Consider the following 24,398-nt stretch of genomic DNA (forward strand, 5'->3'; position numbering starts at 1 on the left):
GAAAGGACCTGAGATGAACGAGATCACCACCATCGACCGCACCCAGCGGGAATATTCGGACGCCGTGAAGGCGGCCCTTGCGCGCAAGCCGCAGCTCTACATCAACGGCGAATGGGTCGACAGCTCGGGCGACAAGACCATCGACGTGGAAGATCCCTCGTCGGGCAAGGTCATCTCCAGCTTCGTGGAAGCCACCGACAAGGACGTGGACAGGGCCGTTGCCGCTGCCCGCGCCGCTTTCGACGATGGCCGCTGGCGCAACCTGCCCCCGATCGTGCGTGAAAAGACCATGCACAAGATCGCCGATCTGATCGAAGCCCATGGCGCCGAACTGGCCGAGCTGGAAGCGATCGACGTGGGCAAGCCCGTGGGCATGGCCGGCGCCGTGGACGTGCCGGGCGCTGCCGCCCACTTCCGCTACATGGCTGGCTGGGCCGGCAAGATCGGCGGCGAAACGCAGGCCCCCTATTCGCTGCCGGGCGGCACGATGTTCGCCTATACGGTCAAGGAACCGGTCGGCGTCTGCGCCCAGATCGTGCCGTGGAACTTCCCGCTGCTGATGGCCTGCCTCAAGATCGCCCCGGCTCTGGCTGCTGGCTGCACCACCGTGCTGAAGCCTGCCGAACAGACCAGCCTTACCGCGCTGCGCCTGGCCGATCTGATCAATGAAGCAGGCGTGCCCGCCGGCGTCGTCAACATCATCACCGGCTATGGCCACACCGCGGGTGACCGCATGGTCAAGCACCCCGATGTCGACAAGGTGGCCTTCACCGGCTCGACCGAAATCGGCAAGCTGATCAACCGCAACGCCACCGAAACGCTGAAGCACGTCACGCTGGAACTGGGCGGCAAGAGCCCGGTGGTGGTCATGCCCGACGTCGACGTTGCCGAAACCGCCCCGGGCGTTGCCGGCGCGATCTTCTTCAACTCGGGCCAGGTCTGCGTCGCCGGTTCGCGCCTCTATGCGCACAAGTCCGTGTTCGACAAGGTGGTTGAAGGCATGGCCGAAACCGCCGATTTCTGGGCACCGCGCCCCTCGCTCGACCCGGCCGGGCACATGGGCCCGCTGGTGTCGAAGGAACAGCATGAACGCGTGCTCGGCTATATCGAAGCAGGCAAGCGCGATGGCGCTTCCGTGCTGATGGGTGGCGATGTGCCTTCCAACAATGGCGGCTATTATGTCAGCCCGACGATCCTGACCGACGTGAACCCGCAGATGAGCGTCGTTCGCGAGGAAATCTTCGGCCCGGTCGTGGTCGCCCAGCGCTTCGAAGATCTCGACGAAGTGGTGAAGGAAGCCAACGACACGCCGTTCGGCCTTGCCGCCGGTGTCTGGACCAAAGACGCCAGCGCCGCCGTGCGCATCGCCAGCCAGCTCAAGGCCGGCACCGTGTGGGTCAACTGCCACGCAATGATCGACCCCGCGCTGCCCTTCGGCGGCTACAAGGAAAGCGGCATCGGCCACGAACAGGGCCGCCTGGGTCTCGAGGCTTACCTCGAAACCAAGTCGGTGCTGATGAAGCTGTGATTTCCAAGGCCCACCCCGGTACTCATCGGGGTGGGCCTAGTATTGCTCGAGAAAGCTCCAGGGTATGCAGGCAAATCCTCCTTGGGTGTCGGCAATTCCGATAATTGTTGCCACCCTCGCCCTCATCGGAGTTCTTCTCACAATTTCTATACAATGGCGCAATTTCAATAAGCAGTTGCGATCTTTACACTCATTAAAAATATCAGAAATTCATCAGGCTCGGATAAATAATTTGCGCGACGCGATGGCTATGTTCCAATCTTATGGCGTCACACCTGATTTAGATAATTTTAGAACTCGCGAGTGGTATGAGTCTGGTACCAAAATTGAGCTTCTAATGAACCCAGAAGATCCAGATTATGAGGAACTACAGAATGCGATGTATGCGTTTCTTGGAGTTGCCGATATTGAATCCCGGTATGGCGCAAACCCTCATTATATCACGGTTTGTCAGCGAATACTGAAACGTGAGTTGAGCTCTCTAGAGCAAAAAATCTGGCAGGCTGCAAAAACTGACGGTCCGCTTAATTAGCAATCTTAGATTTTTAATGCGCATGTTACCTCAACTTGGAAAATCCCATGCCAATCGACCTGAACAAAATCCGCGCCATCGACGTCCACGTTCATGCAGAGGTTTCGTGCCACGATCCGGAAGATCCGGTGATGGGCGAATTCTTCGATGCCGCCAGCACCTATTTCAAGGCGCCGCGCGAACGGCCCAAGATGCCCGAGATCATCGAACTGTACCGCGAAACCAACATCGCGCTGGTGCTGTTCACGGTGGACTGTGAAAGCGGCATGGGCGCCAAGCGCGTCAGCAATTACGAAGTGGCCGAACAGGCGCTGAAGAACGACGATATCTGCATCGCCTTCGCCAGCATCGATCCGCACAAGGGCAAGTATGGCGCCCGCGAAGCCCGCGACCTGATCGAGAATTACGGCGTGAAGGGCTTCAAGTTCCACGGCATCGCCCAGAACGCCCACCCGGCGGACCGGATGGCCTATCCCATCTATGAAGTGATCGCCGAATATGGCCTGCCCGCCATCTTCCATACCGGCCATTCCGGCATGGGCACCGGCATGCGCGGCGGCGGCGGCATGCATCTGAAGTTCGGCCAGCCCATGCTGATCGACGATGTCGCGGTGGACTTCCCCGACATGAAGATCATCCTGGCCCATCCCAGCTGGCCCTGGGTGGACGAGAGCCTGTCCATGGCCCTGCACAAGACCAATGTTTACATCGACCTGTCGGGCTGGAGCCCCAAATACTTCCCCAAGCAGGTGATCCAGTACGCCAACACCCAGCTGAAGCATAAGATGCTGTTCGGCAGCGACTTTCCGCTGATCCACCCCGACAAGTGGATCGCCACCGCACAGGAAGTGGGCTTCCGCGAGGAAGTGATGCCGCTGATCATGAAGGACAACGCCGCCAAGGTGCTGGGGCTGGTCTGACGGATAATCGGGCGGGTCTGGCAAAGACCCGTCCGGGCTGAGCCTGTCGAAGCCCCGCTTTTCCTTCTCGTCCGGCCCGGAAGAAAGAAGAGCCGCCCTTCGACAAGCTCAGGACGAACGGAGGTTGGGAATTGGTGGACCCGGAGGACATCAGAGGCTGGCAACGCCTTTCCCCCCGGATCACCACTTCCGGGCGGATCGAGGATGCTGACATTGCCCGGCTGAGCGCAATCGGGGTTGCCCATGTCATCAATCTGGCGCTGGACGACCATCCCGATGCGCTGGCCGATGAGGGCGAAAAGCTCGCCGTCGCGGGGATCGGCTATACTCACATCCCCGTGCCCTTCGATGCGCCGGGCGAGGATCACTTCCGCGCCTTCGTGGATGCGCTGAGTGCCGTTGAGGCGCCGGTGCATGTCCACTGCATCGCCAACTGGCGGGTCTCCGCCTTCTTCTATCGCTATAATCTGGCGCGCGGCATGGCCGAGGGCGAAGCCCGCGCGCTGATGGAACGCCAATGGTCGCCGCAGAAGAGCGACCACCCCGCCGCCCCTGCCTGGGCGGCCTTCATTGGAGAGAGTGAAACCTGATGCACTTCAAGGGAATGCACATCGTCGTCACCGGCGCATCCAGCGGCATTGGCCTGGTCAGCGCGCGGATGCTGGCGGAGCGAGGCGCGCGCGTTTCGCTGATCGCGCGGCGCAAGGAAATGCTGGACGAAGCGGTCGCCTCGCTCGGCGCCAATGCCGCAGGCTTCGCCGCCGATGTGGGCGACAAGGCCCAGCTGGAAGCCGCGCTAGAAGCCGCCGCCGCCCATTTCGGGCCGATTGAGGGCCTGTTCGCCAATGCCGGGCTGACCGGCGGCTTCACGCCCGCCGTCTCCTTCGATCCCGATGTGTTCGAACAGACGATCAAGGTGAACCTCACCAGCGTGTTCTGGGCAATCCAGAAAGTGCTGCCCGCCATGATCGAGGCGAACAAGGGCGCGATCCTCGTCACCGGATCGATGGGTTCCAAGCGCGGCATGGCGATGAACCCGGCCTATGTCGCCTCCAAGCATGGCGTGCTGGGCCTGACCCGCGCCATCGCGGTGGAAATGGCCCCGCATAGCATCCGCGCCAATTGCATCATTCCCGGCTTCATCCGCACCGAGGCGCTGGACCGCATCCCGCCCGAACAGGCCGACAGGATCGCTGCCCGCGTCCCACAGCGCCGCATGGGCAGCCCGGAAGAACTGGCCGAAGTCGCCTGTTTCCTGCTGTCAGACGCGGCGAGCCATGTGACCGGTCAGGACTGGGCCGTGGACGGCGGCGTGCTGGAGAGCATCGAGGTCTGAAGGAGGGCGGAATGAAACCCAACGGTCATTTTACCTACAACGAATGGGCCAAGCATACTGTCGAGAAGATCGTTTCCATGGGATTGCCTTTGCCTGAGGAACACCGGGCCGACTATTTCCGCGTCCAGATTACGCAGGCGTTGGAGCAGGCGCTCAGGCATGGGAGGTCGGGCCGTTCAAATAACGATCCGGTGATTGACTGATAGACGCGAAGACGCGCTGGAGAGGAAATGAAATGGCCCTGAAATATTACCACGCCGAGCCGCTGGCCAATTCGCTCAAATCGATGATCCCCTTGAAGGAAAAGGGGCTCGCTTACGAGAGCCACTATGTCGACCTGCACAAGTTCGAGCAGCATTCCGACTGGTTCGTGGCCATCAATCCCGAAGGGCAGGTCCCGGTGCTGGACCATGACGGGACGATCGTCACTCATACCACGGTGATCAACGAATATCTGGAAGACGCCTTCCCCGATGCCAATCCGGAAAGCGGCCCGCTGCGCCCCCGCACTCCGCTGGGCGCGGCGCGGATGCGCTACTGGAACAAGTTCGTGGACGAGCATGTGATGAACCATGTCTCCATGCATGGCTGGCACCGCATGGTGGGCGTGATCGCGCGCAATATCGATGCTGGCACTTTCGAGGAATTGCTGAGCCACATCCCCCTGCCCGACCAGCGCAAGAAATGGGCCGCCGCCCGTTCCGGCTTCTCCGAAGCGGAACTGCAGAACGCGACCGACAAGATCGTCTATGCCCTGCAGAAGATCGAACGGCAGCTGCAGGAAACCGAATGGCTGGCTGGCGATTCCTATTCCCTCGCCGACATCAATTTCTTCGCCCATTGCGGGCTGATGGTGGCGCGCATGTTCCCCGAAATGGAAGTGGATACGACCTATCCGCGCCTTGTCGCCTGGCGCGAGGCGGTGATGGCCCGCCCCGCCGTTCAGGCCGCGCTGGCGGGTGAGGATCGCACCACGCCGGGCCTGCGCACCTGGAGCGGGGACCGCTGAGAGCGCGCGCGGATTATTCCGCCGCGCCGGATGGCCAAATATGGGAAAGGCCCTAAAACCCTTCCATTGATCTGACATCGAGAAGATTGGGAGAACGATAATGCGCGCATGGCTGATGCCTGCCGGGTCCGACGGTTTCGACAAGCTCTATCAGGATACCCTGCCCGATCCCACGCCCGGCCCGGGGGAAGTTCTGGTGGCGCCCAAGGCGTGGTCCATCAATTATCGCGACTTCGCAGTGGTGGCCGGCAAATATTTCGGCGGCGTGCTGCAGAAGCCCGCCGTGCCCCTGTCCGACGGTGCCGGTGAAGTGGTGGCCGTGGGTGCGGGCGTTACTTCGGTGAAGGTGGGCGACAAGGTCCAGTCCAGCTTCTTCCCCCTGTGGATCGAAGGGCCGCCGCGCATGGGCCCCGCCCTGGGTGACGGCATTTCGCCCGGCATGCTGGCCGAATTGGTGGTGCTGCCCGCCAGCGGCGTAGTGCCGATGGCCGAGAGCCTCAGCTATGCCGAAGCTGCCTGCATGCCCTGCGCGGGCGTTACGGCGTGGAATGCGCTGCATGAAGGGCCGCGCGCCCTGAAACCCGGCAATCGCGTGCTGGTGCTGGGCAGCGGCGGCGTTTCCACCATCGCCCTGCAGATCGCGCGGGCCAGCGGCTGCGAAGTGATCGCCACTTCCTCTTCCGATGCCAAGCTGGCGCGCCTGAAGGAACTCGGCGCGGCGCATGGCGTGAATTACAAGGAAGTGCCCGATTGGGGGGCGCATATCGCCCGCACTTTCGGCGGCGTGGACAAGGTGATCGAAGTGGGCGGCGCGGGCACGGCGGAACAATCCATGTCGGCCCTGCGCACTCTGGGTGAAGTGGCCTTCATCGGCGTGCTTTCGCCCGAAGGCGGGCCCAATCCGCGCGCCCTGATGATGACCGGCGGTTCCCTGCGCGGCATCTTCGTCGGCTCGGCCGCGATGGCGCGCGAACTCAACGCCGCAGTGGACGTAAACGGCATCAGGCCGGTGATCGGCAAGAGCTTCGGCTTCGATCAGGCCAAGGACGCCTATGCCCATGCCTGGGGGCCGGAGAGCTTCGGCAAGACCGTGATCGAATTGTAAGACCAACCCTTCACGCCGGGCGAGACTTCGAAACGAAGCCGCCCGGCGCGCAAGGTCCGTGTTTGGGGAGAGGATCTGATGGCAAGTGTGGAGGCGGGCCAGGCGCCCGCGCGCAGCCGCTCGTACGAGTTCGGCCTGCTGATCGTGCTGACTCTGGCCAATGGCGTCGTCGGGTTCGACCGGCAGACCGTGGCCTTCCTCGCCCCCTTCATCGTGGACGATCTGGGGCTGAACAACACGCAGGTGGGCTGGACGGCCAGTGCGCTTTCGCTGGCCATCGCGCTCAGTTCCTTCTTCGGCAGCCAGATCGCGGATCGCACGGGCAAGCGCCGCACCGTGCTGATCATCTGCACCCTGCTGTTCTCGCTGCTGTCAGGCGTCAGCGGGCTGGCCACCACCTTCCTGGTGCTGCTGCTGGCGCGCTTTGCACTGGGCGCGGCGGAAGGGCCGATCGTGCCGATCAGCCAGACGCTGATCCTGCAGACCAGCAGCCCGGAACGGCGCGGCCTGAACATGGGCTTCATGCAGATGGTGGGCGCCTTCGGCATTGCCGGCTTCATCGGCCCCATCGTGGCGACCCAGCTGGGCGCGACCCATGGCTGGCGCACGGCCATGTTCCTTTCCATTCTGCCCGGCCTTGCCGTGGCGGCGATGATGCTGTTCCTGATCCGCCGCGATCCGCCACAGGCGGCTCGCCCCGCCGAGCATCAGGGATCGACTTTCGCGGCCTTCGGCGTGCTGCTGAAGAACCGCAACATGCGCGCCTCGCTCCTCATCGCGGGCCTGTTCACCGCATGGCTGGTGCTGCAGAGCACTTACCTCACCCTGTTCCTCACCAAGGCCAAGGGGCTGGAGCCGACCACGGCCGGCTGGGTAGTCGGCATGGGCGGCTGGGCCGGGCTGATCGGCGGCATTGCCCTGCCGCTGCTGTCGGACAGGATCGGGCGCAAGCCGGTGCTGGTATGGGGCGCTCTGGCAGGCACGCTGGGCCCCGCAGCCCTGCTGCTGCTGCCGCCTGACCCGATGGTGCTGGCGCTGGCCGTGCTGCTCGGCTGGCTGCCTCTGGGCATTGCTCCGCTCTATTGCGCCGCCGTGCCGACCGAAAGCGTCAGCCCGGCGCTGGCGACCACCGCCGTGGGCCTTTCCATGGGCACGGCGGAATTGTTCGGCGGGGTGGCCGCGCCGCTGATCGTGGGGCCGCTGGCCGATGCATTCGGGCTGGAGGCTGTGTTCCTCACCTGCATCGGCCTTGCACTGACGGCCGCGCTTGTTGCACTGTTCCTGAAAGAAACCGCGCCTCGCAAGGTCGCGGCAATGGAGAGCTGATACGATGTGGGAAGTGCGCGTCACGCCATGCGGCGATTTCGACAATCATCCGCGCGAATACCGGAACTTCACCGTTGAACCGCTGGCAGCCGCCATGGGCGCGGAAGTGGTTGGCGTGCGCCTGCCCGACCTTTCCGACGAGGGGATCGAGGAACTCAAGCAGGCGCTCTACCGGCACAAGATGATCTACCTGCGCGACCAGCACCTCAGCCATGCCGAGCATGAACATTTCGCATCGCGCCTCGGGCCCTTCGCGGTGGATGCCTATACACAGGGCGTGCCCGAACATCGCGACGTGCACCCGATCATCAAGGAAGCGGACGAGGTCACTCCCTCGCTGTTCGGCGGCGGCTGGCATACGGACAGCCCCTTCCTGCCCGAACCGCCCAGCATCACCACGCTGCGGCAGGTGGAAGGCCCGCCCTATGGCGGCGATACCTGCTGGACAAATTGCGCGCTGGCCTTCCGCCATTTGTCAAAGACCTATCAGGATATGCTGCGCGGCCTTCGCGTGCACATGAGCGCAGCAAACAACTTCGCCACTCAGGCCAAATTGCGCGGCGAGGCGATCGGTTTCGGCGATGCGGGCAAGCAGGAACAGGGGCTGAAGGGCAGCTTCCACCCGCTTGTGCGCACGCACCCCGAAACGGGCGAGGAATCCCTCTTCATCTGCGATACCTATGCCGTCGGAATCGAAGGCATGACCACGCATGAGGCGCACCCGATCATCGAATTTCTTGTGCAGCATACGGTGCAGCATGCCTTCACCTGCCGCCTGCGCTGGAAACCCGGCATGGTGGCCATGTGGGACAACCGCAGCACAATGCATCTGGGCCCGAACGACTATGACGGCTTCCGCCGCGAAATGTACCGCACGACGACGGCGGGCGGGGTTCCGGCTTAAGGGGAAAATGCTCCTTCCTGTCGCGAAGCGATGGGGAGGGGGACCGCGACACCGCAGGTGTCGGGGTGGAGGGGTAGCGATGTTACCCCTCCGTCAATCGCTGCGCGATTGCCACCTCCCCATCCCGCAATGCGGGACAGGGAGGATCTTTCTCAATCAGCGAAAAAGTTCAGTTCCAGCAGCACGTTATTGGGATCGGGCGTGAAAATCTGGCGCAGGTTGATCGCGGAAACCAGGTTTTCCTGATACTCCGCGCCCATATCCTTGAGGCGGCCGAGCACCTCCTCATAGCCATTGCACTTCAGCGCAACATGGTGCAGCGCACCGGTGAGTTCACCGGGCTGAACTTCGCGATCATAGGCGCGATAGCAGTCGGTGGAGTTGATGTGGATGATCGCCCGGTTCTCCGAGTCGAACATCCATGTTGCGGTTTCCGGAGTGAGCGGAGGGGGCGCGTCGCGGCGTTCGAGGCCAAGCAGTTTTGCGTAGAAATCCGCGGTCTCATCCAGCCTGTCGGTGATGATGTTGACGTGGTCCAGCGCCTCGACGTTCATATGGTCCATCTCCTGTGCATTTCGGCCTCTTTTCGCTTGCAGCCATAGCCCAATATTGTATGTGCCGCATACAATTTCGCATATATGATTCTTTCATAAGTGAGAGGAAAAATCAGCATGGCAAAGAACCTCCAAGAAATCGTGCAGGGCAGCAGCGACATCGTCGCCACGCTCCGCAACTCGCAGATCGGTGCCTATGTGTACCCGGTCGTCGCGCCGGAATTCTCGAACTGGCGTTCGGAACAGTGGGCATGGCAGCACAGCGCCGTGCTGTTCGACCAGTCGCACCACATGTTCGACCTGTACATCAAGGGTCCTGACGCGCTGAAGCTGCTGTCGGACACCATGGTGAACTCGCCCAAGGGCTGGGAAAAGAACAAGGCCAAGCAGTACGTCCCGACCACCCCGGCCGGCCACGTCATCGGCGACGGCATCATCTTCTGGCTCGAAGAAGACGAATTCGTCTACGTCGGCCGCGCTCCGGCTGCCAACTGGCTGATGTTCCAGGCCCAGAAGGGCAACTACAACGTCGACATCATCAACGATCCGCGTTCGCCGAGCCGCCCGATGGGCAAGCCCGTGAACCGTATCTCCTGGCGCTTCCAGATCCAGGGTCCGCAGGCCTGGAACGTGATCGAAAAGCTGAACGGCGGTTCGCTCGAAAAGCTCAAGTTCTTCAACATGAGCGAAATGAAGATCGGCAACAAGACCGTCCGCACGCTGCGTCACGGCATGGCCGGTTCGCCGGGTCTCGAAATCTGGGGTCCGTACGAAGAACAGGACTACATCCGCGACGAAATCCTCAAGGCTGGTGAAGAATTCGGCCTGATCGCCGTCGGTTCGCGCGCCTATCCGTCGAACACGCTGGAATCGGGCTGGATCCCGAGCCCGCTGCCTCCGATCTACACCGGCGACGAACTCAAGGACTACCGCGAGTGGCTCGGTGCCGACAGCTACGAAGCCACCGGCGCTATCGGCGGTTCCTTCGTCGGCAAGACCATCGAAGACTACTACCTGAACCCGTGGGAACTGGGCTACGGTCCGTTCGTGAAGTTCGACCATGACTTCATCGGCCGCGAAGCGCTCGAAAAGATCGACCCGTCGGTCCAGCGCAAGAAGGTCACCCTCGAATGGAACAAGGAAGACATCCAGAAGATCGTCTCCTCGCTGTTCGAACCCGAAGGTGAACAGTACAAGTTCTTCGACCTTCCGCTCGCTAACTACGCCAACAGCAACTACGACTCGGTCGTCGACGCTGACGGCAACAACGTTGGTCTCTCGCTGTTCACCGGCTTCTCCTTCAACGAAAAGAAGGCGCTGTCGCTGGGCACCATCGACCACGAAATCCCGCTGGGCACCGAACTGCACGTTGTGTGGGGCGAAGAAAACGGCGGCACCAAGAAGACCACCGTTGAACCGCACAAGCAGATCAACGTCCGCGCCATCGTCTCGCCGGTTCCGTACAGCCAGATGGCTGGCGACACCTACCAGGCAGGCTGGCGCTCGGGCCGCCAGGGCTAATCCCCTCGGCCTAACGGCAAGCTAGAAAGGGCCCGCTACCGCAAGGTGGCGGGCCTTTTTCGTTGGGGTTGAGGGTTTTGCCCATTCGCTCAACCCGCTCATGCTGAGCTTGTCGAAGCAAGCGCGCTGTGCAAGCCTCTCGCGCGTCACCTTCGGCTGGCTGCTTGCAGCAGCTGCTCAGGACAGGCTTCAACAGGCGCAGGATGAACTGGGCTGGTTGGACGGAATTATCGGGAGAGAATAATGGCCAATTACGTTCTGGTTCACGGCGCCTGGGGCGGCGGGCAGAGTTATGACAAGACCCGCGTCGATCTGGAGGCTGCCGGGCACAAGGTGCTGGTCTGCGCGCTGAAGGGCATCGGCATCCGCCAGAACGAACTACATCCGGGCATCACGCTGACCGACCATATCAACGACGTGCTGGTGCAGATCACCGCCGCCGGGTTCGATCGCTTCATCCTGGCAGGCCATTCCTATGGCGGCATGGTGGTGACAGGCGTTGCCGCGCAGCTGGGCGCGCGGATCGACGCGCTGGCCTATCTGGATGCCTTCTGGCCCGAAGATGGCCAGTCCCTGTGGGACATCACCGGTGAGTTCGAGCATAGCTGGTATATCGACCGGCAGAAGGCCACGCCGGGCCTGGTGCCCCCCATCGGCGGGATCGATTTCGAGATCGTCCCAAATGTCGTGGGCCTGCACCCGTTGCTGACCCTGCTGGAAGGGGTGAAGCTGACGGGCGAGGAAAAGAAGATCCCGCGTCACGTCTATGTCTATGCCACGGACTGGCAGCCCACCCCCTTCACCCGCTTTGCCGAAAAGGCCAAGGCGGACCCGGCCTGCGACTATCACGAGAGCAAGGCCAGCCACCATGTGATGAGTGACCAGCCGGAACAGATCGCGGAGATCCTGCTGGGGCTGGCTGGGTAGCCTGCTCGAGCGCCCCCGGCAGCCCCTCGGCCCAGCGCCCGGGGATGCAACTGGGGGCGGGCCGCGCCGGGTCAGGCCTTAGGGGCGGCTGGCATAGATGGCCGACCAGTGATCGGCCTGGCGCGAGGTGACGAAGCCCTTTTGCTGCAGGATTTCCTCGACCGGGTCCATCCAGTCCGTGTCATGCACTTCCACGCTCAGCGCGTTGACGCGGGCCAGCCAGTCGGGGTGGCGGAACAGTTCCCACTCCGCGCCTTCAATGTCCATCTTGACGTAATCGGCCGCAGCAATGCCGCGCTCGTCAAGCAGAGTGGCGAGGCTGATCGTCCGCGCGGTCTTCTCCCCCTTGCCGATCGCGAAACCGTCGGCCCGCTGGCCGCCATAGGTCATCTCGCCATCTTCCGACCAGATCCCGGCCTCCACCAGCTCGACATTGGGATAGGCCGCCAGATTGCGCCGGGCGAGCGCCGCATTGGCGGAATCCAGCTCCAGCGCGATCACTCTGGCATCGGGGAAACTGTTGGCGAAATCGGCCGCCGCATAGCCCACGTTGGCGCCCAGATCGAGGATCACCGCCCCTTTAGGCAGCGGGGCATGCGGCAAATGCGACCGCGAGCCGAAGACATATTCCATCGCAATCGCATCGGTGGTGCCTGCCCGGGCAATCACCGGATGGCTGAGATGGCGAACCTGGAACTCCGCCTCGCCATGGCCCTGTCCGCGCTTGAACCGCATGAAGCGAAGCCATTGCGCGGCCGGGATATAACCGAGAACGGAAACTGCTCGTTTGAGTCGCTCTATCATGCATCCCCGTCCAATTGCCTGAATTGGCCGCAGCATATGGCCGGAAGGGTTGCCAAAGCATGCCGGTGCATCCCGCTGTGCGACAGGGTGAGGGGCATATGGGACGGCCTGTCCCAAGGGGCCCCATCGGTCGCAGGGCGCCTTTTGGTGATCCCCGCGCCGTCCCACGCCTAATCCGGAGCCGCTGTAGTCTGGGCACCCAGCCGCCAGCGATCCCGGCTTTCGCCGGGGGTGACGGCCCTTCCATTCGTCATTGCGAGCGCAGCGACGCAATCCAATGGCTCGCGCGCAGGCTCTGGATTGCCGCGCGGCCTTGCCGCTCGCAGTGACAAGGAAGGCAAACACACGCACCCTCCGCTGGCAAATGCGGATTGAGGCCAGGGGGAGGAACCCGTCGGACGGGTCCGGGCCGGTGTTTCGGGGCACCCGCATGAGATCCCTCTGGTGCGGTTTGCTGCGCGAATGGCGGGCGAAGTGCCGCGTGAAACGACAAGTGCAGGAACAAGCGGCGCAGAACCTCCCGCTGGACACCGCAACGCGCGCGTCCGTCGACCGGCTCAGGACGGACGGATGTGGAGCCCCCCTACAACCCCAGGCGATAGGTCAGGAAGGCATCGTCCCGCAGCCAGCCCTCGCGCTCATACAGGGCCTGCGCCGTGAAATTATCCGTCGCGGTGGAAAGCACCAGCCGCACTGCCCCTTCGCCGCGCCCATATTCGGCCGCGCGGCGCAACAGCGCCGTGGCTACGCCCTGCCCGCGGGCTTCGGGCGCCACGAACAGATCGTTGAGGATGAAGATGCGCGCCATCCCTGCCGAGGTGAAAGAGGGGTAGAGCTGCGTGAAGCCTGCCGCCTCCCCGTCCAGCTCGGCCAGGAAGATTGCCGATTCCCCGCGCGAGAGCCTTTCCGAAAGGAAACGCCATGCGCCGGGCAGATCGGACGGCTGGGCATAGAACTGGCGATAGGCATCGAACAGGCCCGCCAGCGCATCGACATCGCTTGCCTCTGCATGCCTGATGGCAATGGCACCCATTCAGGGGCGCTCCATCACTTCCGGCTGAGCGCGGCTTCGCACTCGGCCATCAGCGTCTGGATGATCTGGGCGGCGGGTTCTTCCGCCTTGACCATGCCGACCGACTGACCCGCCATGACCGAGCCGGATTCCACATCGCCATCGATCACCGCACGGCGCAGCGCGCCGGCCCAGAAATGTTCGATCTCAAGCTGGGCCGCGCCCATGTCCAGTTCGCCGTCATCCAGCTTCTGGGCCACTTCGCGCTGCTTGGCAGTGAATTCTTCCGTGCCCTTGTTCTTCAGCGCGCGCACCGGGATCACCGGCAGGCGCGGGTCGATCTGCACGCTGGCCACTGCATCGCGCGCATTGGCGCGGAAGAAGGCCTTCTTGAAATCCGGGTGAGCGATGCTTTCCGTGGCGCAGGCAAAGCGGGTGCCCAGCTGCACGCCCGATGCGCCCATTTCCAGATAGGCGGCAATCATGTCGCCCGTGCCGATGCCACCCGCCACGAAGACCACGTGATCGGCGGCCAGCTCCGGCAGGAATTCCTGTGCGAGCACGCTGGTGGCCACAGGGCCGATATGGCCGCCCGCCTCGCTGCCTTCGATCACCAGAGCATCCGCGCCGGAACGCAGCAGCTTCTTGGCCAGCGCCAGGGTGGGCGCGAAGACCAGCACCTTGCCGCCGAACTCCTTGATCGCTTCCACGCTGCCCTTGGGCGGAATGCCCCCCGCCAGCACCACATGGCTGACCTGATGGCGCTTGCACACCTCGATCAGGTCAAACAGCATCGGGTGCATGGTGATGAGGTTCACGCCGAAGGGCTTGCCGGTCAGGGCCTTCGTCCCGGCGATCTCCGCATCGAGCAATTCGGGCGTCATCGCGCCGCAGGCGATCACGCCGAAGCCGCCGCCATTGCTGATCGCCGCCACCAGATTGCGTTCCGAAACCCAGCTCATCGCCCCGCACAGAATCGCATAATCGCTGCCGAGGAATTCGGCGCCGCGTTGCATCAGGGCGGAAGTCTTGGGGAATGCGGTCATAGGCTGGGTATTCTCGATAGGACGCCCACAAAGGGGCCGGTTGCCGCGCGTTTTGGCGGCGAGCGCCGCGCCGCGCAAGCCTTTCGCATCAAATCGGATCAAGCGATCACTGTTCGCGTTTTAATCGGTTTTGACGAACTGACTTAAGGGCATAGGATCACATCAGCCAAACGGTTGAGCCCGTCAGGGCGAATTCTGTCCCGCAGTACCCTGAAGAGGAGAGATGTCATGAACGCCGAAGCCAAATGTCCCGTCATGCATGGCGGCAATACCACCACCTCCATGGCCAATATGGGCTGGTGGCCCGAAAGCCTGAACCTCGAAATCCTGAGCCAGCATGATCGCAAGACCAACCCAATGGGGCCGGACTTCGATTATCGCGAGGAATTGAAGAAGCTGGATGTGGAGGCGCTCAAGGCCGACATGCATGCCTTGATGACCGACAGCCAGGACTGGTGGCCGGCGGACTGGGGCCATTACGGCGGGTTGATGATCCGCATGAGCTGGCACGCGGCCGGTTCCTATCGCATCGCGGATGGCCGCGGCGGCGGCGGCACGGGCAACCAGCGTTTCGCCCCGCTCAACAGCTGGCCCGACAATGTCAGCCTGGACAAGGCGCGCCGCCTGCTGTGGCCGATCAAAAAGAAATACGGCAACAAGGTGAGCTGGGCCGATCTGATCGTGATGGCCGGGACGATCGCTTATGAAAGCATGGGCCTGAAGACCTTCGGCTTCGGCTTCGGGCGCGAAGACATCTGGCACCCGGAACTGGACATCTATTGGGGCGCGGAAAAGGAATGGCTGGGCAAGGACCGCTATGCCTCCGCCGACGATGAAACCTCGCTGGAAAACCCGCTGGCCGCGGTCCAGATGGGCCTCATCTACGTCAATCCCGAAGGTGTGGACGGCAAGCCCGATCCGCTGAAGACCGCACAGGCCGTGCGCGAAACCTTCGCCCGCATGGCGATGAATGACGAGGAAACCGTCGCTCTCACGGCAGGCGGCCATACGGTGGGCAAGTGCCACGGCAATGGCGATGCCAGCCTGCTCGGCCCCGATCCGGAAGGTGCGCCCGTGGAACAGCAGGGCTTCGGCTGGGCGAACCCGAAGGGCAAGGGCAAAGGCCGCGATACCGTGACCAGCGGGATCGAAGGCGCATGGACCACGAACCCCACCGTGTTCGACAACGGCTATTTCTATCTCCTGTTCAATTACGACTGGGAGCTGAAGAAAAGCCCGGCCGGCGCCAATCAGTGGGAACCGATCGCCATCAAGGAGGAAGACAAGCCGGTCGACGTTGAAGACCCTTCGATCCGCTACAACCCGATCATGACCGATGCCGACATGGCGATGGTGAAGGATCCGGTCTATCGCGCGATTTCGGAACGGTTCTACAACGATCCCGACTATTTCCGCGAAGTCTTCGCCCGCGCATGGTTCAAGCTGACCCACCGCGACATGGGGCCGAAGGTCCGCTATTTCGGGCCTGACGTTCCGGCCGAAGACCTGATCTGGCAGGATCCCGTCCCGGCTGGCAGCACGGGTTACAATGTGGAAGCCGTGAAGGCGAAGATCGCCGCCAGCGGCCTCAGCATCGCCGATATGGTCAGCACCGCATGGGACAGCGCCCGCACCTATCGCCAGTCCGACATGCGCGGCGGTGCCAATGGTGCGCGCATCCGGCTTACCCCGCAGAAGGACTGGGAAGGCAATGAGCCTGCGCGCCTCGCCATGGTGCTGCCGGTGCTGGAACAGATCGCTGCCGAAACCGGTGCCAGCATGGCGGATGTGATCGTGCTGGCAGGCAATGTCGCTGTCGAACAGGCAACCCGTGCGGCCGGCTATGACATCGCCGTGCCCTTCTCCCCCGGCCGCGGCGACGCGACTGACGAGCAGACCGATGCCGACAGCTTCGAACCGCTGGAACCGATCCATGACGGTTTCCGCAACTGGCAGAAGAAGGACTATGTCGTGCGCCCGGCGGAATTGCTGCTGGACCGTGCCCAGCTGATGGGCCTCACTGCCCCGGAAATGACCGTGCTGATCGGCGGGTTGCGGGCACTGGGCGCCAATTACGGCGGCAGCAAGCATGGCGTGCTCACCGGCCGGGAAGGTAGCCTGACGAGCGACTTCTTCGTCAACCTGACCGACATGGCCAACAGCTGGCATCCAGTGGGCGGCGGTGTCTTCGAAATCCGTGACCGCAAGACGGGCGCGGTGAAGTGGACCGCCACCGAAGTGGACCTGACTTTCGGTTCCAACTCGATCCTGCGCGCTTATGCAGAAGTCTACGCTCAGGACGATAATCAGGAGAAGTTCGTGAAGGACTTCGTCGCGGCCTGGACCAAGGTGATGAACGCCGACCGGTTCGACGCCATCTGATCGTTCCCAGCCCGGGGCCGCCCTCCCCCAAGACTGGCGGCCTCTGGCGACCTCCCCGTCCTTCATGGGCGGGGAGGTTTCTGCTTTCCGGTGCCCGCCCGCGCCAAACCGCTTGCCCCGCGCGCGCCGAGCATTAGGGTCCGCCCCCGAAGCCACCGGACGCGTGGCATGAGGGAAGAGGACTACCGGGAATGAAAGCGAAATTCACCGCATGCGCGGCCGCGCTCTGTCTCACGCTCGCCGCGGGCGCACCCGCCATGGCGCGCGAGCCGATCACAGCGCAGGCCGTGATCGACAAGGCCGAGATCGAGGATCTGCTGACCCGCTATTACGCCCAGTTCGGCGGCGGGGTGGAAGACCATGTGGGCGAATATTATGCCGAGGATGGCGAGATGGTGCTGGGCGCCAACAGCTATAAGGGCATCGCGGCGATCAAGGGCGCCTATGCCGCCGTTCCGGCAGATGCGCCGCAGCGCAAGAGCTTCGCGCTCAACATCCTGATCGGCAATCCGCTGATTACCGTCAGCGGCGATACGGCCACGGCCCGCCTCGTCTTCACCGAATATGTGGTCGACAAACAGGGCGATGCCCCCCGCATCCTCACCATGGGCCGCGAGTTCGACTGGCTGGTGAAGCGCAACGGCAAATGGCTTATCCAGAAGCGCCAGATCATGGGCGCCAATGGCACGCCGGAAGGCTGGGTGGATTGAGGCTTAGCTGGTTGACCTGAACCGGAATTTACTCTCGTTCGCCATTGCATTTGCCGCCGGGTAGCGAAGCAATCAGGGGCCATCGCAATGCAGCAGACCATGGCGAACGAGATATGCCTGCAGGGGCAAAGCCAGCAAGGCGACGGCCAGGAAGCAGACATAGATCGGCCTGCCGCGCGCCCAGAACAGTGAGAACACTCCCAAGGCGAAAAGTCCAAAATACAGAATGTGGACGTAGCCGATGCCTGCGAACAACGTCGACGCAGATGCAGTACAAAACACTGAAATTACAGGAAAAATACCAAAGCTCAGCCAAAACAGCGTCGCCTGGACAATCAGAAGGCCGACAACGGGCAGTGGCCGGAATCGTCGCGTGAAGCTGTAACACATTCCATATGCAATAGGCGCGGCGTTCGAAGTGCGCCATGACGTGACAGGCTCGGCAATAAAAAGGGGCGCCTTTCGGCGCCCCTTCTCATTCCGGCAGTGCCGAAGCGCGGTTGCGCCTCAGGCCGCTTCATCTTTCGCGTCGAGGTCATAGGCGGTGTGCAGCACGCGGACGGCCAGTTCGGTCTCGTCCTCGTCGATCAGCACGCTGACCTTGATCTCGCTGGTGGAGATTGCCTGGATATTGATCCCGCGATCGGCCAGCGCCTTGAACATGGTGCTGGCAACGCCTGCATGGCTGCGCATGCCGACGCCCACGACGCTGACCTTGGCGACCTTGTCGTCGCTGATCATGCGGAAGAAGCCGATCTTGTCCTTGTTCTCTTCCAGCAGCGCCTGAGTGCGCAGCAGGTCCGCCTTGGGAACCGTGAAGGTCACATCCGTTTCGCCCTTATCCTTGGCGACATTCTGGATAATCATGTCGACATTGATGTTGTTGGCGGCGAGCGGTTCAAACACGGTGGCCACCGCACCGGGGCGGTCCGCGATGCGGGTAAGGGTCACCTTCGCTTCGTTCTTGTCGGCGGCGATGCCGGTGATCAGCTGACGTTCCATGTCCAGTCCTTCGAGTTCCTCATCGCTGACGATCATCGTTCCGGGGAGCGTGTCGGCAGCCGGCGCATCGTCGTCAATAAAGGACGAGAGCACCTGCACCCTGACCTTCTCCTTCATGGCGAGGCTGACCGAGCGGGTTTGCAGCACCTTCGAGCCGACCGAAGCCAGTTCGAGCATTTCTTCATAAGTCACGTGGCTGAGCTTGCGCGCCTTGGCCACGATACGCGGATCGGTGGTGTAGACGCCGTCCACGTCGGTATAGATGTCGCAGCGATCGGCATTGACTGCCGCGGCCACGGCCACTGCCGACGTATCCGAACCGCCACGGCCCAGAGTGGTCACGCGATTGGCGGGCGACAGGCCCTGAAAGCCGGGGATCACCGCGATCTCGCCCGCGGCCATGCTGGCCAGCAGGGCTTCGGAATCGAAATCCTCGATCCGCGCCTTGGAATGGGCATCGTCGGTATGGATCGGCAATTGCCAGCCCAGCCAGCTGCGCGCCTTGCAGCCCATGGCCTGCAGGGTGAGCGCGAGCAGGCCCGAAGTCACCTGTTCGCCAGAGGCGACCACCACGTCATATTCGGCGGGGTCATACAGAGGGTTCGCCTCGCGGCAGAAGTTCACCAGGCGATCGGTCTCGCCCGCCATGGCAGAAACCACCACGGCCACTTCATGCCCCGCGGCCTGCTGACGGCGCACGATATTGGCCACGCGACGGATACGTTCCGTCCCGGCCATCGAGGTGCCGCCGAATTTCATCACGATCCGGGCCAAGTCGTTCTTGCTCCTGCACGCTGGAATCAGGTCTGGCGCGCTGTTAGGGGTGTCCTATGGCCAATGCAACTGTCGCATCTGCAACGATCCGCCCCGAAGAAGCCGAGCATTTCGGCGCGCTGGCGGCAGACTGGTGGAACCCCAAGGGATCATCCGCCATGCTGCACAAGCTCAACCCTGTGCGGCTGGGCTTTTTGCGGGAGGCCGTGAACCGCCATTGGGGCGCCGATCCCGCCTCGCTCAAGCCGCTGGCCGGGCGCAGTGCGCTGGATGTGGGCTGCGGGGCGGGCTTGCTGGCGGAGCCGCTGGCACGGTTGGGCGCGGCCGTTACCGGCGTGGATGCCGCGGCGGAAAATATCGCGGCGGCCAGTGCCCATGCGGCAGGCGGCGGCCTCGCCATAGATTATCGCCATGGCGAGCTTGGCGCGCTGGGCCTTGGGCAGTTCAATCTGGTCACGGCGATGGAAGTGATCGAGCATGTGGCGGACAAGGCGCTGTTCGTGCGCCAGTTGGCCGAAAGGCTGACGGATGGCGCGCTGATGGTGCTTTCCACCCCCAACCGCACGCCGCAATCGCGCCTGCTGATGGTGGATGCCGCCGAGACTGTGGGGCTGATCCCCAAGGGCACCCATCATTGGGACGATTTCATCACGCCTGAAGAACTGGGCGACCTGCTGGCAGATGCCGGGCTCACCATGGGCGAGCCGCGCGGCATTGCCTTCTCCCCCATGAAGGGCCTGCATCTGTCGGGCGATCTTTCGCTCAATTACATCGTCACCGCGCGGGCGGGCTGAGGGGCGGGCCATGATCCTGCGCGACAAGCCGAGCTGGGTGGAACTGGCCTTTGCCGTGCGCGGCTCCATCGTGCCGCTGATCGCGCCGCGCATTGCCGGGCTGATGCTGTTTTCGGCGCTGATGGTGCTGCTGCACAACCGCTATGGCGCCTTCCCCGAACTGGAGGCCGTGGGCTTCACCGTGTTCGGTATCGCGCTCTCGCTGTTCCTCGGCTTCCGCAACAACGCCGCCTATGACCGCTGGTGGGAAGGGCGCAAGCTGTGGGGCGGGCTGCTGGCCGATATGCGCAGCCTTGCGCGCGAAGTGCAGCTTTTCGTCGCCGATGAGGATCGCCAGCGGCGGATCATCCGCGCGGCGCGCGCCTTCATCCATTTGCACCGCGCCAATCTGCGCAAGCTGAAGGATGACGAGAGGGCGCGCGAGCTTGGCGGCGTGCTGGCCGATGCCCCCCATCCCCCCTGTGCCGCGCTGGATGCCATCACCGCCGAACTGGGCGATGCGCTGCGCAGCGGCACGATGGACGGCTTCGGCGCAAAGGCCCTGCAGGAACGCGTCGCCAGCATCGCCCTGCAACAGGCCGGGTGCGAGCGGATCGCCAACACCCCGCTGCCCTATGTCTATTCGCTGCTGATCTACCGCACGACCTATGTCTATTGCCTGCTACTGCCGCTGGCGCTGGTGGGCACCGCAGGCTGGATGACGCCGGTTTTCGTGGGCATCGTGGCCTATGTGTTCCTGGGCCTGGCCGAAGTGACGGAAGACCTCAGCCACCCCTTCGGCACTACGCCCAATGCCCTGCCGCTGGACGCGATCTGCCGCGCGGTGGAAATCAGCCTTGCGCCCCATCTGGGCGAGGAACCGCCCGCGCCGCTGGGGGCGAAGAACTTCTATCTGAGCTGAAGCACCGCGGCCCTAACGGGCTGCAATCGCATCGGCGGGATTGTCGCTGAACAGCCCGTCTACCCCGGCTGCCTCCAGCATCCTGACCAGCCCGGCCATATTGCCATGGGCGCCAAGGTCCGTGCCGTTGTGCAGCATTGCGGGCAGGAAGGCGTTCTCGCGCCGCAGGGTCCAGCCATGCACCAGCAACCCGGCGGCATGGGCATCGGCCACCAGGGGTGTGGCGCTGCCATCGGAATTGAGGATCAGCCGCAGATCGGCGCCCACCCCATCGGCATAGGCGGCAACGCGCTTCAGCCCTTCAGGCGTGACCATGCGGGCATAGGGCATGTCCGACCGGTCCGCAGGGGCGCCTTCCGCCGCCATCAATTGCACCAACCGCAGCTTCGTCTTCGGCCGCAACTCTTCCAGCGGGCCGACTTCGAAGCACTGGATGAACACCGGATCGTCCTTCGCACCATATCCCGCCTCGCCCAGCTGGCGCAGCAGCATATCGCCCAGCGCGAAGCCCTGCGCCTTGAAGAAAGTCGGGTGCTTGAGTTCGGGATAGATGCCGATGCGGCGCCCGGTCTCGGCCTCCTTGGCTTTCACCAGCGCCAGCACTTCGGCAAGGGTCGGCACCTGAAAGAGCCGGTCGAAGCGGGTATTGGCCACACGCAAATCGGGCAGGCGTTCCTTCGCGCGCAGGGTGCGCAGTTCGGCCAGAGTGAAATCCTCGGTGAACCAGCCGGTGACCTGTTCTCCGTCGATTGTCTTGATGGCCTTGCGATCCGCGAATTCTGGATGATCGGCCACATCGGTAGTGCCGGAAATTTCGTTCTCGTGCCGGGCGACCAGCACGCCGTCCTTCGTGGAAACCAGATCCGGCTCGATGAAATCCGCGCCCTGATCGATGGCCCGCTCGTAAGAGGCCAGCGTGTGTTCCGGCCGTTCCCCGCTCGCACCGCGATGGGCGATGATCGTCAGTGGCGCTTCAGCCATGGCCGGCGCCGCGATCAGCGCAAGGGCAAAGGCAGCAAGGCACCGTGCCGGCCAGTTCAGCCCAGTGCGGCTGCCCATTCCTCGGGTTTGAAGCCCACCAGCAGCCCACCGGAATGTTCCACCACCGGCCGCTTGATCATGCTGGGCTGCTCCACCATCAGCGCCACGGCCTTTGCCCCATCCAGATCCTGCTTCGCTTCGTCCGGCAGCTTGCGGAAAGTGGTGCCCGCGCGGTTCAGCAGCTTTTCCCAGCCGACAATGGCCGCCCAGCCCTTCAGCTTCGCGGCGTCCGCCCCTTCCTTCTTGTAGTCGTGGAAAGTGTAGGAAAGTCCCTGCCCGTCGAGCCATGTGCGCGCCTTCTTCACCGTGTCGCAATTGGGAATGCCGTAGAAGTGGATCGTCATGTCGGGGCCTCGAATGTCAGGGTTATGACTGTTGCTGCAGGATTGCTCAGCCTGCGCGCGGAAAATGCCGCACGCGCGGATCGGGGCAGGAATAGACGGTGTAGCTCTCGTAATATTCCGCACGGCCCCGGCCCTGCACCATGGCGTGTTCCGCATGGCGCGCCCATGCGCGGGCGTGATCCTCGCTCTCCCATTCGGACATGGAAAGCGTTTCGCCGTCCTCCGCGCGATAGCTGCGATAGGCGATGAAGCCGGGCTGCCGGCGCGCCAGTTCCTCCATACGCGCGGCATCCTCGGCATAGGCGGCAGCGTCCATGTCCGCCCGTTTGCGGCTGCGGAACACATTGAGATACATTAGCGCCCTCCCCCCAGATGGGCATCGGCGATCGCCACGGCCAAAGCGTCCGCCGCGTCGGCCCCGGCCACTTTCGCGCCGGGCAGCAACACCTTGAGCATGGCCTGCACCTGCTGCTTCTCCGCCGCACCGGTGCCCACCACGGCCTTCTTCACCAGCCTTGTGGCATGTTCGGCCACGGGCAGCGATCCGCGCGCGCAGGCGGCCAGAATGGCACCGCGCGCATGGGCCAGTTTCAGCGTGGACTGCGGGTTTTTGTTGACGAAGATTTCCTCCACCGCCGCCCGGTCGGGCGCATAGGTGGCGATCACCGCGCTGACTGCATCCTGCAGATGCAGCAGCCGGTCCGGCAAAGGCGCCTTGGAATCGGTTGCGATCTGCCCATTGGCGATATGACTGAGGCGAGAACCCTCGCTGCGCACCACGCCCCAGCCGGTGCAAGTGAGCGAGGGATCGAGGCCGAGGATCAGCATCCTAGAGCTTCAGCCCAAGGCGCGGTGCGGCTGCCATCAGCAACCCGTAAAGCAAGACGGTGAGCACGCAGCCGGCAAGTAGCGAGAGCCAGAAGGGCAACCCGGCGCGCAGCATGGCCGGGATCGTCAGGAACATGGGCAGCGATGGCAGCACATACCAGAAGGTCGCCGCCGAATGCACTGCCATGTTCTCTGCATCGGGCCGTTCCCGCCACAGCAGGATCATGCCCAGGATCGAAACGAGCGGCAGCGAAGCCACCAGCGCGGCAAAGGCCGGCAGCCGCTTGCCGATCTCGGAAATGGCCGCGATCAAGGCGCCGGAAAGCAGCGCCTTGGCGACCAGTCCCCACATCAGCCCAGCTTTTCCATCACGTCGTCGGGAATTTCGTAATTGCCCCAAACGGTCTGGACGTCGTCATCGTCGTCCAGCGTGTCTATCAGCTTGAGCAGGGTGGCCGCCGTGGCCTCGTCCACTTCGGTCTTGAGGCTGGGCTTCCATGCCAGCTTCACGCCTTCGGCTTCGCCCAGAACCTTTTCCAGTTCACGGGCGACTTCGTGCAGCGAATCGACCGACACCCAGATCGAGTGGCTTTCCTCGTCGCTTTCGACATCGTCGGCACCGGCTTCGATCGCGGCTTCGAGAACCTTTTCCTCATCACCGACCTTGCCGGGATATTCGATCAGGCCAAGCCGTTCGAACCCGTGGCTCACCGCGCCCGAAGCGCCCAGATTGCCGCCATTCTTGGAGAAGGCCGTGCGCACATTGGTGGCAGTGCGGTTGCGATTGTCGGTCAGTGCCTCGACGATCAGCGCAACGCCGCCCGGACCATAGCCTTCATAGCGGACTTCTTCGTAATTCTCGCCGTCGCCCTTGCTCGCCTTGTCGATGGCGCGCTGGATATTGTCCTTAGGCATGGACTGGGCCTTGGCCGCGTTGACGGCGGCGCGCAGGCGCGGGTTCATGTCCGGATCGGGCATGCCCATCTTGGCCGCGACAGTGATTTCGCGGCTAAGCTTGGAAAACATCGCGGAGCGCTTCTTATCCTGCGCGCCCTTGCGGTGCATGATGTTCTTGAATTTGGAATGGCCTGCCATGGG

The 24,398-nt window shown here is 63.2% G+C and carries 28 protein-coding genes; 16 read left to right on the forward strand and 12 right to left on the reverse strand.

Features of this window, described 5'->3' with window-relative positions:
- Positions 1-13 precede the first annotated feature (13 nt).
- The 10 genes from SZ64_RS12380 to SZ64_RS12420 all read left to right on the forward strand — a co-directional run bounded on the left by SZ64_RS12380 (position 14) and on the right by SZ64_RS12420 (position 8,660).
- Positions 14-1,528 (forward strand): aldehyde dehydrogenase family protein, encoded by a 1,515-nt coding sequence (locus tag SZ64_RS12380; protein WP_054531104.1) that lies wholly within the window; start codon positions 14-16, stop codon positions 1,526-1,528.
- Between the two features lie 64 nt (positions 1,529-1,592).
- Positions 1,593-2,060 (forward strand): hypothetical protein, encoded by a 468-nt coding sequence (locus SZ64_RS18640; RefSeq protein WP_156313636.1) that lies wholly within the window; start codon positions 1,593-1,595, stop codon positions 2,058-2,060.
- 47 nt (positions 2,061-2,107) lie between these two features.
- Positions 2,108-2,980 (forward strand): amidohydrolase family protein, encoded by an 873-nt coding sequence (locus tag SZ64_RS12385; protein WP_082384576.1) that lies wholly within the window; start codon positions 2,108-2,110, stop codon positions 2,978-2,980.
- A 134-nt stretch (positions 2,981-3,114) separates the two neighbouring features.
- Complete coding sequence (locus SZ64_RS12390) at positions 3,115-3,570, forward strand: protein tyrosine phosphatase family protein (protein WP_241773102.1); 456 nt, start codon at positions 3,115-3,117, stop codon at positions 3,568-3,570.
- On the forward strand, positions 3,570-4,316 hold the full coding sequence (locus SZ64_RS12395) for an SDR family NAD(P)-dependent oxidoreductase (protein ID WP_054531106.1): 747 nt from the start codon (positions 3,570-3,572) through the stop codon (positions 4,314-4,316). Before SZ64_RS12390 ends, SZ64_RS12395 begins: the two co-directional genes overlap by 1 nt.
- Positions 4,317-4,327: 11 nt before the next feature.
- Positions 4,328-4,519 (forward strand): hypothetical protein, encoded by a 192-nt coding sequence (locus tag SZ64_RS12400; RefSeq protein WP_054531107.1) that lies wholly within the window; start codon positions 4,328-4,330, stop codon positions 4,517-4,519.
- Between the two features lie 32 nt (positions 4,520-4,551).
- Positions 4,552-5,325, forward strand: a complete 774-nt coding sequence (locus SZ64_RS12405) for a glutathione S-transferase family protein (RefSeq protein ID WP_054531108.1) — start codon at positions 4,552-4,554, stop codon at positions 5,323-5,325.
- 100 nt (positions 5,326-5,425) lie between these two features.
- Positions 5,426-6,430, forward strand: a complete 1,005-nt coding sequence (locus SZ64_RS12410; RefSeq protein ID WP_054531109.1) for an NAD(P)-dependent alcohol dehydrogenase — start codon at positions 5,426-5,428, stop codon at positions 6,428-6,430.
- A 78-nt stretch (positions 6,431-6,508) separates the two neighbouring features.
- A complete protein-coding gene (locus tag SZ64_RS12415; RefSeq protein ID WP_054531110.1) occupies positions 6,509-7,756 on the forward strand; it encodes an MFS transporter in 1,248 nt (415 codons plus the stop codon).
- A gap of 4 nt (positions 7,757-7,760) precedes the next feature.
- Positions 7,761-8,660, forward strand: coding sequence for a TauD/TfdA family dioxygenase (locus SZ64_RS12420; RefSeq protein WP_054531111.1), 900 nt, complete (start codon positions 7,761-7,763; stop codon positions 8,658-8,660).
- A gap of 152 nt (positions 8,661-8,812) precedes the next feature.
- On the opposite strand, the gene SZ64_RS12425 is transcribed toward SZ64_RS12420, so the two are convergent.
- The gene (locus tag SZ64_RS12425) at positions 8,813-9,214 is read right to left on the reverse strand and encodes a VOC family protein (RefSeq protein ID WP_054532240.1); all 402 of its coding nucleotides are present in this window, start codon (positions 9,212-9,214) and stop codon (positions 8,813-8,815) included.
- A gap of 117 nt (positions 9,215-9,331) precedes the next feature.
- Here SZ64_RS12425 and SZ64_RS12430 point away from each other — a divergent pair, with 117 nt between their 5' ends.
- The gene (locus SZ64_RS12430; RefSeq protein ID WP_054531112.1) at positions 9,332-10,735 is read left to right on the forward strand and encodes an aminomethyltransferase family protein; all 1,404 of its coding nucleotides are present in this window, start codon (positions 9,332-9,334) and stop codon (positions 10,733-10,735) included.
- Positions 10,736-10,978: 243 nt separating this feature from the next.
- Positions 10,979-11,662: an alpha/beta hydrolase gene (locus tag SZ64_RS12435; RefSeq protein WP_054531113.1), complete on the forward strand. Its 684-nt coding sequence runs from the start codon at positions 10,979-10,981 to the stop codon at positions 11,660-11,662.
- Positions 11,663-11,740: 78 nt separating this feature from the next.
- On the opposite strand, the gene SZ64_RS18765 is transcribed toward SZ64_RS12435, so the two are convergent.
- From SZ64_RS18765 to SZ64_RS12450, 3 genes are all read right to left on the reverse strand, one after another.
- Entirely contained in the window at positions 11,741-12,397 is a 657-nt protein-coding gene (locus SZ64_RS18765) for an FkbM family methyltransferase (RefSeq protein ID WP_054531114.1), read from the reverse strand.
- 652 nt (positions 12,398-13,049) lie between these two features.
- Positions 13,050-13,499, reverse strand: a complete 450-nt coding sequence (locus tag SZ64_RS12445; RefSeq protein WP_054531115.1) for a GNAT family N-acetyltransferase — start codon at positions 13,497-13,499, stop codon at positions 13,050-13,052.
- A 14-nt stretch (positions 13,500-13,513) separates the two neighbouring features.
- Positions 13,514-14,524, reverse strand: a complete 1,011-nt coding sequence (locus SZ64_RS12450; RefSeq protein WP_082384578.1) for a nitronate monooxygenase — start codon at positions 14,522-14,524, stop codon at positions 13,514-13,516.
- Positions 14,525-14,752: 228 nt separating this feature from the next.
- On the opposite strand from SZ64_RS12450, the gene katG reads away from it, so the two are divergent.
- Entirely contained in the window at positions 14,753-16,906 is a 2,154-nt protein-coding gene (gene katG / locus SZ64_RS12455) for a catalase/peroxidase HPI (protein ID WP_054531117.1), read from the forward strand.
- A 191-nt stretch (positions 16,907-17,097) separates the two neighbouring features.
- The gene (locus SZ64_RS12460) at positions 17,098-17,616 is read left to right on the forward strand and encodes a nuclear transport factor 2 family protein (protein WP_054531118.1); all 519 of its coding nucleotides are present in this window, start codon (positions 17,098-17,100) and stop codon (positions 17,614-17,616) included.
- Positions 17,617-17,688: 72 nt separating this feature from the next.
- Here SZ64_RS12460 and SZ64_RS18645 read toward each other — a convergent pair whose 3' ends face one another.
- On the reverse strand, positions 17,689-18,006 hold the full coding sequence (locus SZ64_RS18645) for a hypothetical protein (protein ID WP_156313637.1): 318 nt from the start codon (positions 18,004-18,006) through the stop codon (positions 17,689-17,691).
- A 117-nt stretch (positions 18,007-18,123) separates the two neighbouring features.
- The gene (locus SZ64_RS12470) at positions 18,124-19,377 is read right to left on the reverse strand and encodes an aspartate kinase (RefSeq protein ID WP_193391552.1); all 1,254 of its coding nucleotides are present in this window, start codon (positions 19,375-19,377) and stop codon (positions 18,124-18,126) included.
- A gap of 71 nt (positions 19,378-19,448) precedes the next feature.
- Between SZ64_RS12470 and ubiG the strand changes: the two genes are divergently transcribed.
- Complete coding sequence (gene ubiG, locus SZ64_RS12475; protein WP_054531121.1) at positions 19,449-20,186, forward strand: bifunctional 2-polyprenyl-6-hydroxyphenol methylase/3-demethylubiquinol 3-O-methyltransferase UbiG; 738 nt, start codon at positions 19,449-19,451, stop codon at positions 20,184-20,186.
- Between the two features lie 10 nt (positions 20,187-20,196).
- Positions 20,197-21,087 (forward strand): bestrophin family ion channel, encoded by an 891-nt coding sequence (locus SZ64_RS12480; protein ID WP_054531122.1) that lies wholly within the window; start codon positions 20,197-20,199, stop codon positions 21,085-21,087.
- A 12-nt stretch (positions 21,088-21,099) separates the two neighbouring features.
- Here SZ64_RS12480 and SZ64_RS12485 read toward each other — a convergent pair whose 3' ends face one another.
- Genes SZ64_RS12485 through SZ64_RS12510 form a run of 6 tightly spaced genes read right to left on the reverse strand, consistent with a single transcriptional unit; the run spans position 21,100 to position 24,395 of the window.
- On the reverse strand, positions 21,100-22,068 hold the full coding sequence (locus SZ64_RS12485; protein WP_241773103.1) for a glycerophosphodiester phosphodiesterase: 969 nt from the start codon (positions 22,066-22,068) through the stop codon (positions 21,100-21,102).
- A gap of 56 nt (positions 22,069-22,124) precedes the next feature.
- Positions 22,125-22,472 (reverse strand): arsenate reductase, encoded by a 348-nt coding sequence (locus SZ64_RS12490; RefSeq protein ID WP_054531124.1) that lies wholly within the window; start codon positions 22,470-22,472, stop codon positions 22,125-22,127.
- 46 nt (positions 22,473-22,518) lie between these two features.
- The gene (locus tag SZ64_RS12495; RefSeq protein ID WP_054531125.1) at positions 22,519-22,827 is read right to left on the reverse strand and encodes an antibiotic biosynthesis monooxygenase; all 309 of its coding nucleotides are present in this window, start codon (positions 22,825-22,827) and stop codon (positions 22,519-22,521) included.
- Positions 22,827-23,300: a crossover junction endodeoxyribonuclease RuvC gene (gene ruvC / locus SZ64_RS12500; protein ID WP_054531126.1), complete on the reverse strand. Its 474-nt coding sequence runs from the start codon at positions 23,298-23,300 to the stop codon at positions 22,827-22,829. Before ruvC ends, SZ64_RS12495 begins: the two co-directional genes overlap by 1 nt.
- A 1-nt stretch (position 23,301) precedes the next feature.
- Positions 23,302-23,652 carry a DUF3147 family protein gene (locus SZ64_RS12505; protein WP_054531127.1) on the reverse strand — a complete coding sequence of 117 codons (351 nt, stop codon included), beginning with the start codon at positions 23,650-23,652 and terminating at the stop codon, positions 23,302-23,304.
- A complete protein-coding gene (locus SZ64_RS12510; protein ID WP_054531128.1) occupies positions 23,652-24,395 on the reverse strand; it encodes a YebC/PmpR family DNA-binding transcriptional regulator in 744 nt (247 codons plus the stop codon). Before SZ64_RS12510 ends, SZ64_RS12505 begins: the two co-directional genes overlap by 1 nt.
- Positions 24,396-24,398: the final 3 nt, after the last annotated feature.

Source organism: Erythrobacter sp. SG61-1L, from assembly GCF_001305965.1.
Taxonomy (GTDB): Bacteria; Pseudomonadota; Alphaproteobacteria; order Sphingomonadales; family Sphingomonadaceae; genus Andeanibacterium.

Coding starts and splice junctions, on each gene's coding strand:
- SZ64_RS12380 (WP_054531104.1), top strand. CDS start 14: ATGAACGAGATCACCACCATCGACCGCACCCAGCGGGAATATTCGGAC.
- SZ64_RS18640 (WP_156313636.1), top strand. CDS start 1,593: ATGCAGGCAAATCCTCCTTGGGTGTCGGCAATTCCGATAATTGTTGCC.
- SZ64_RS12385 (WP_082384576.1), top strand. CDS start 2,108: ATGCCAATCGACCTGAACAAAATCCGCGCCATCGACGTCCACGTTCAT.
- SZ64_RS12395 (WP_054531106.1), top strand. CDS start 3,570: ATGCACTTCAAGGGAATGCACATCGTCGTCACCGGCGCATCCAGCGGC.
- SZ64_RS12400 (WP_054531107.1), top strand. CDS start 4,328: ATGAAACCCAACGGTCATTTTACCTACAACGAATGGGCCAAGCATACT.
- SZ64_RS12405 (WP_054531108.1), top strand. CDS start 4,552: ATGGCCCTGAAATATTACCACGCCGAGCCGCTGGCCAATTCGCTCAAA.
- SZ64_RS12410 (WP_054531109.1), top strand. CDS start 5,426: ATGCGCGCATGGCTGATGCCTGCCGGGTCCGACGGTTTCGACAAGCTC.
- SZ64_RS12415 (WP_054531110.1), top strand. CDS start 6,509: ATGGCAAGTGTGGAGGCGGGCCAGGCGCCCGCGCGCAGCCGCTCGTAC.
- SZ64_RS12420 (WP_054531111.1), top strand. CDS start 7,761: ATGTGGGAAGTGCGCGTCACGCCATGCGGCGATTTCGACAATCATCCG.
- SZ64_RS12425 (WP_054532240.1), bottom strand. CDS start 9,214: ATGAACGTCGAGGCGCTGGACCACGTCAACATCATCACCGACAGGCTG.
- SZ64_RS12430 (WP_054531112.1), top strand. CDS start 9,332: ATGGCAAAGAACCTCCAAGAAATCGTGCAGGGCAGCAGCGACATCGTC.
- SZ64_RS12435 (WP_054531113.1), top strand. CDS start 10,979: ATGGCCAATTACGTTCTGGTTCACGGCGCCTGGGGCGGCGGGCAGAGT.
- SZ64_RS18765 (WP_054531114.1), bottom strand. CDS start 12,397: ATGCGGTTCAAGCGCGGACAGGGCCATGGCGAGGCGGAGTTCCAGGTT.
- SZ64_RS12445 (WP_054531115.1), bottom strand. CDS start 13,499: ATGGGTGCCATTGCCATCAGGCATGCAGAGGCAAGCGATGTCGATGCG.
- SZ64_RS12450 (WP_082384578.1), bottom strand. CDS start 14,524: ATGACCGCATTCCCCAAGACTTCCGCCCTGATGCAACGCGGCGCCGAA.
- katG (WP_054531117.1), top strand. CDS start 14,753: ATGAACGCCGAAGCCAAATGTCCCGTCATGCATGGCGGCAATACCACC.
- SZ64_RS12460 (WP_054531118.1), top strand. CDS start 17,098: ATGAAAGCGAAATTCACCGCATGCGCGGCCGCGCTCTGTCTCACGCTC.
- SZ64_RS18645 (WP_156313637.1), bottom strand. CDS start 18,006: ATGTGTTACAGCTTCACGCGACGATTCCGGCCACTGCCCGTTGTCGGC.
- SZ64_RS12470 (WP_193391552.1), bottom strand. CDS start 19,377: ATGAAATTCGGCGGCACCTCGATGGCCGGGACGGAACGTATCCGTCGC.
- ubiG (WP_054531121.1), top strand. CDS start 19,449: ATGGCCAATGCAACTGTCGCATCTGCAACGATCCGCCCCGAAGAAGCC.
- SZ64_RS12480 (WP_054531122.1), top strand. CDS start 20,197: ATGATCCTGCGCGACAAGCCGAGCTGGGTGGAACTGGCCTTTGCCGTG.
- SZ64_RS12485 (WP_241773103.1), bottom strand. CDS start 22,068: ATGGCTGAAGCGCCACTGACGATCATCGCCCATCGCGGTGCGAGCGGG.
- SZ64_RS12490 (WP_054531124.1), bottom strand. CDS start 22,472: ATGACGATCCACTTCTACGGCATTCCCAATTGCGACACGGTGAAGAAG.
- SZ64_RS12495 (WP_054531125.1), bottom strand. CDS start 22,827: ATGTATCTCAATGTGTTCCGCAGCCGCAAACGGGCGGACATGGACGCT.
- ruvC (WP_054531126.1), bottom strand. CDS start 23,300: ATGCTGATCCTCGGCCTCGATCCCTCGCTCACTTGCACCGGCTGGGGC.
- SZ64_RS12505 (WP_054531127.1), bottom strand. CDS start 23,652: ATGTGGGGACTGGTCGCCAAGGCGCTGCTTTCCGGCGCCTTGATCGCG.
- SZ64_RS12510 (WP_054531128.1), bottom strand. CDS start 24,395: ATGGCAGGCCATTCCAAATTCAAGAACATCATGCACCGCAAGGGCGCG.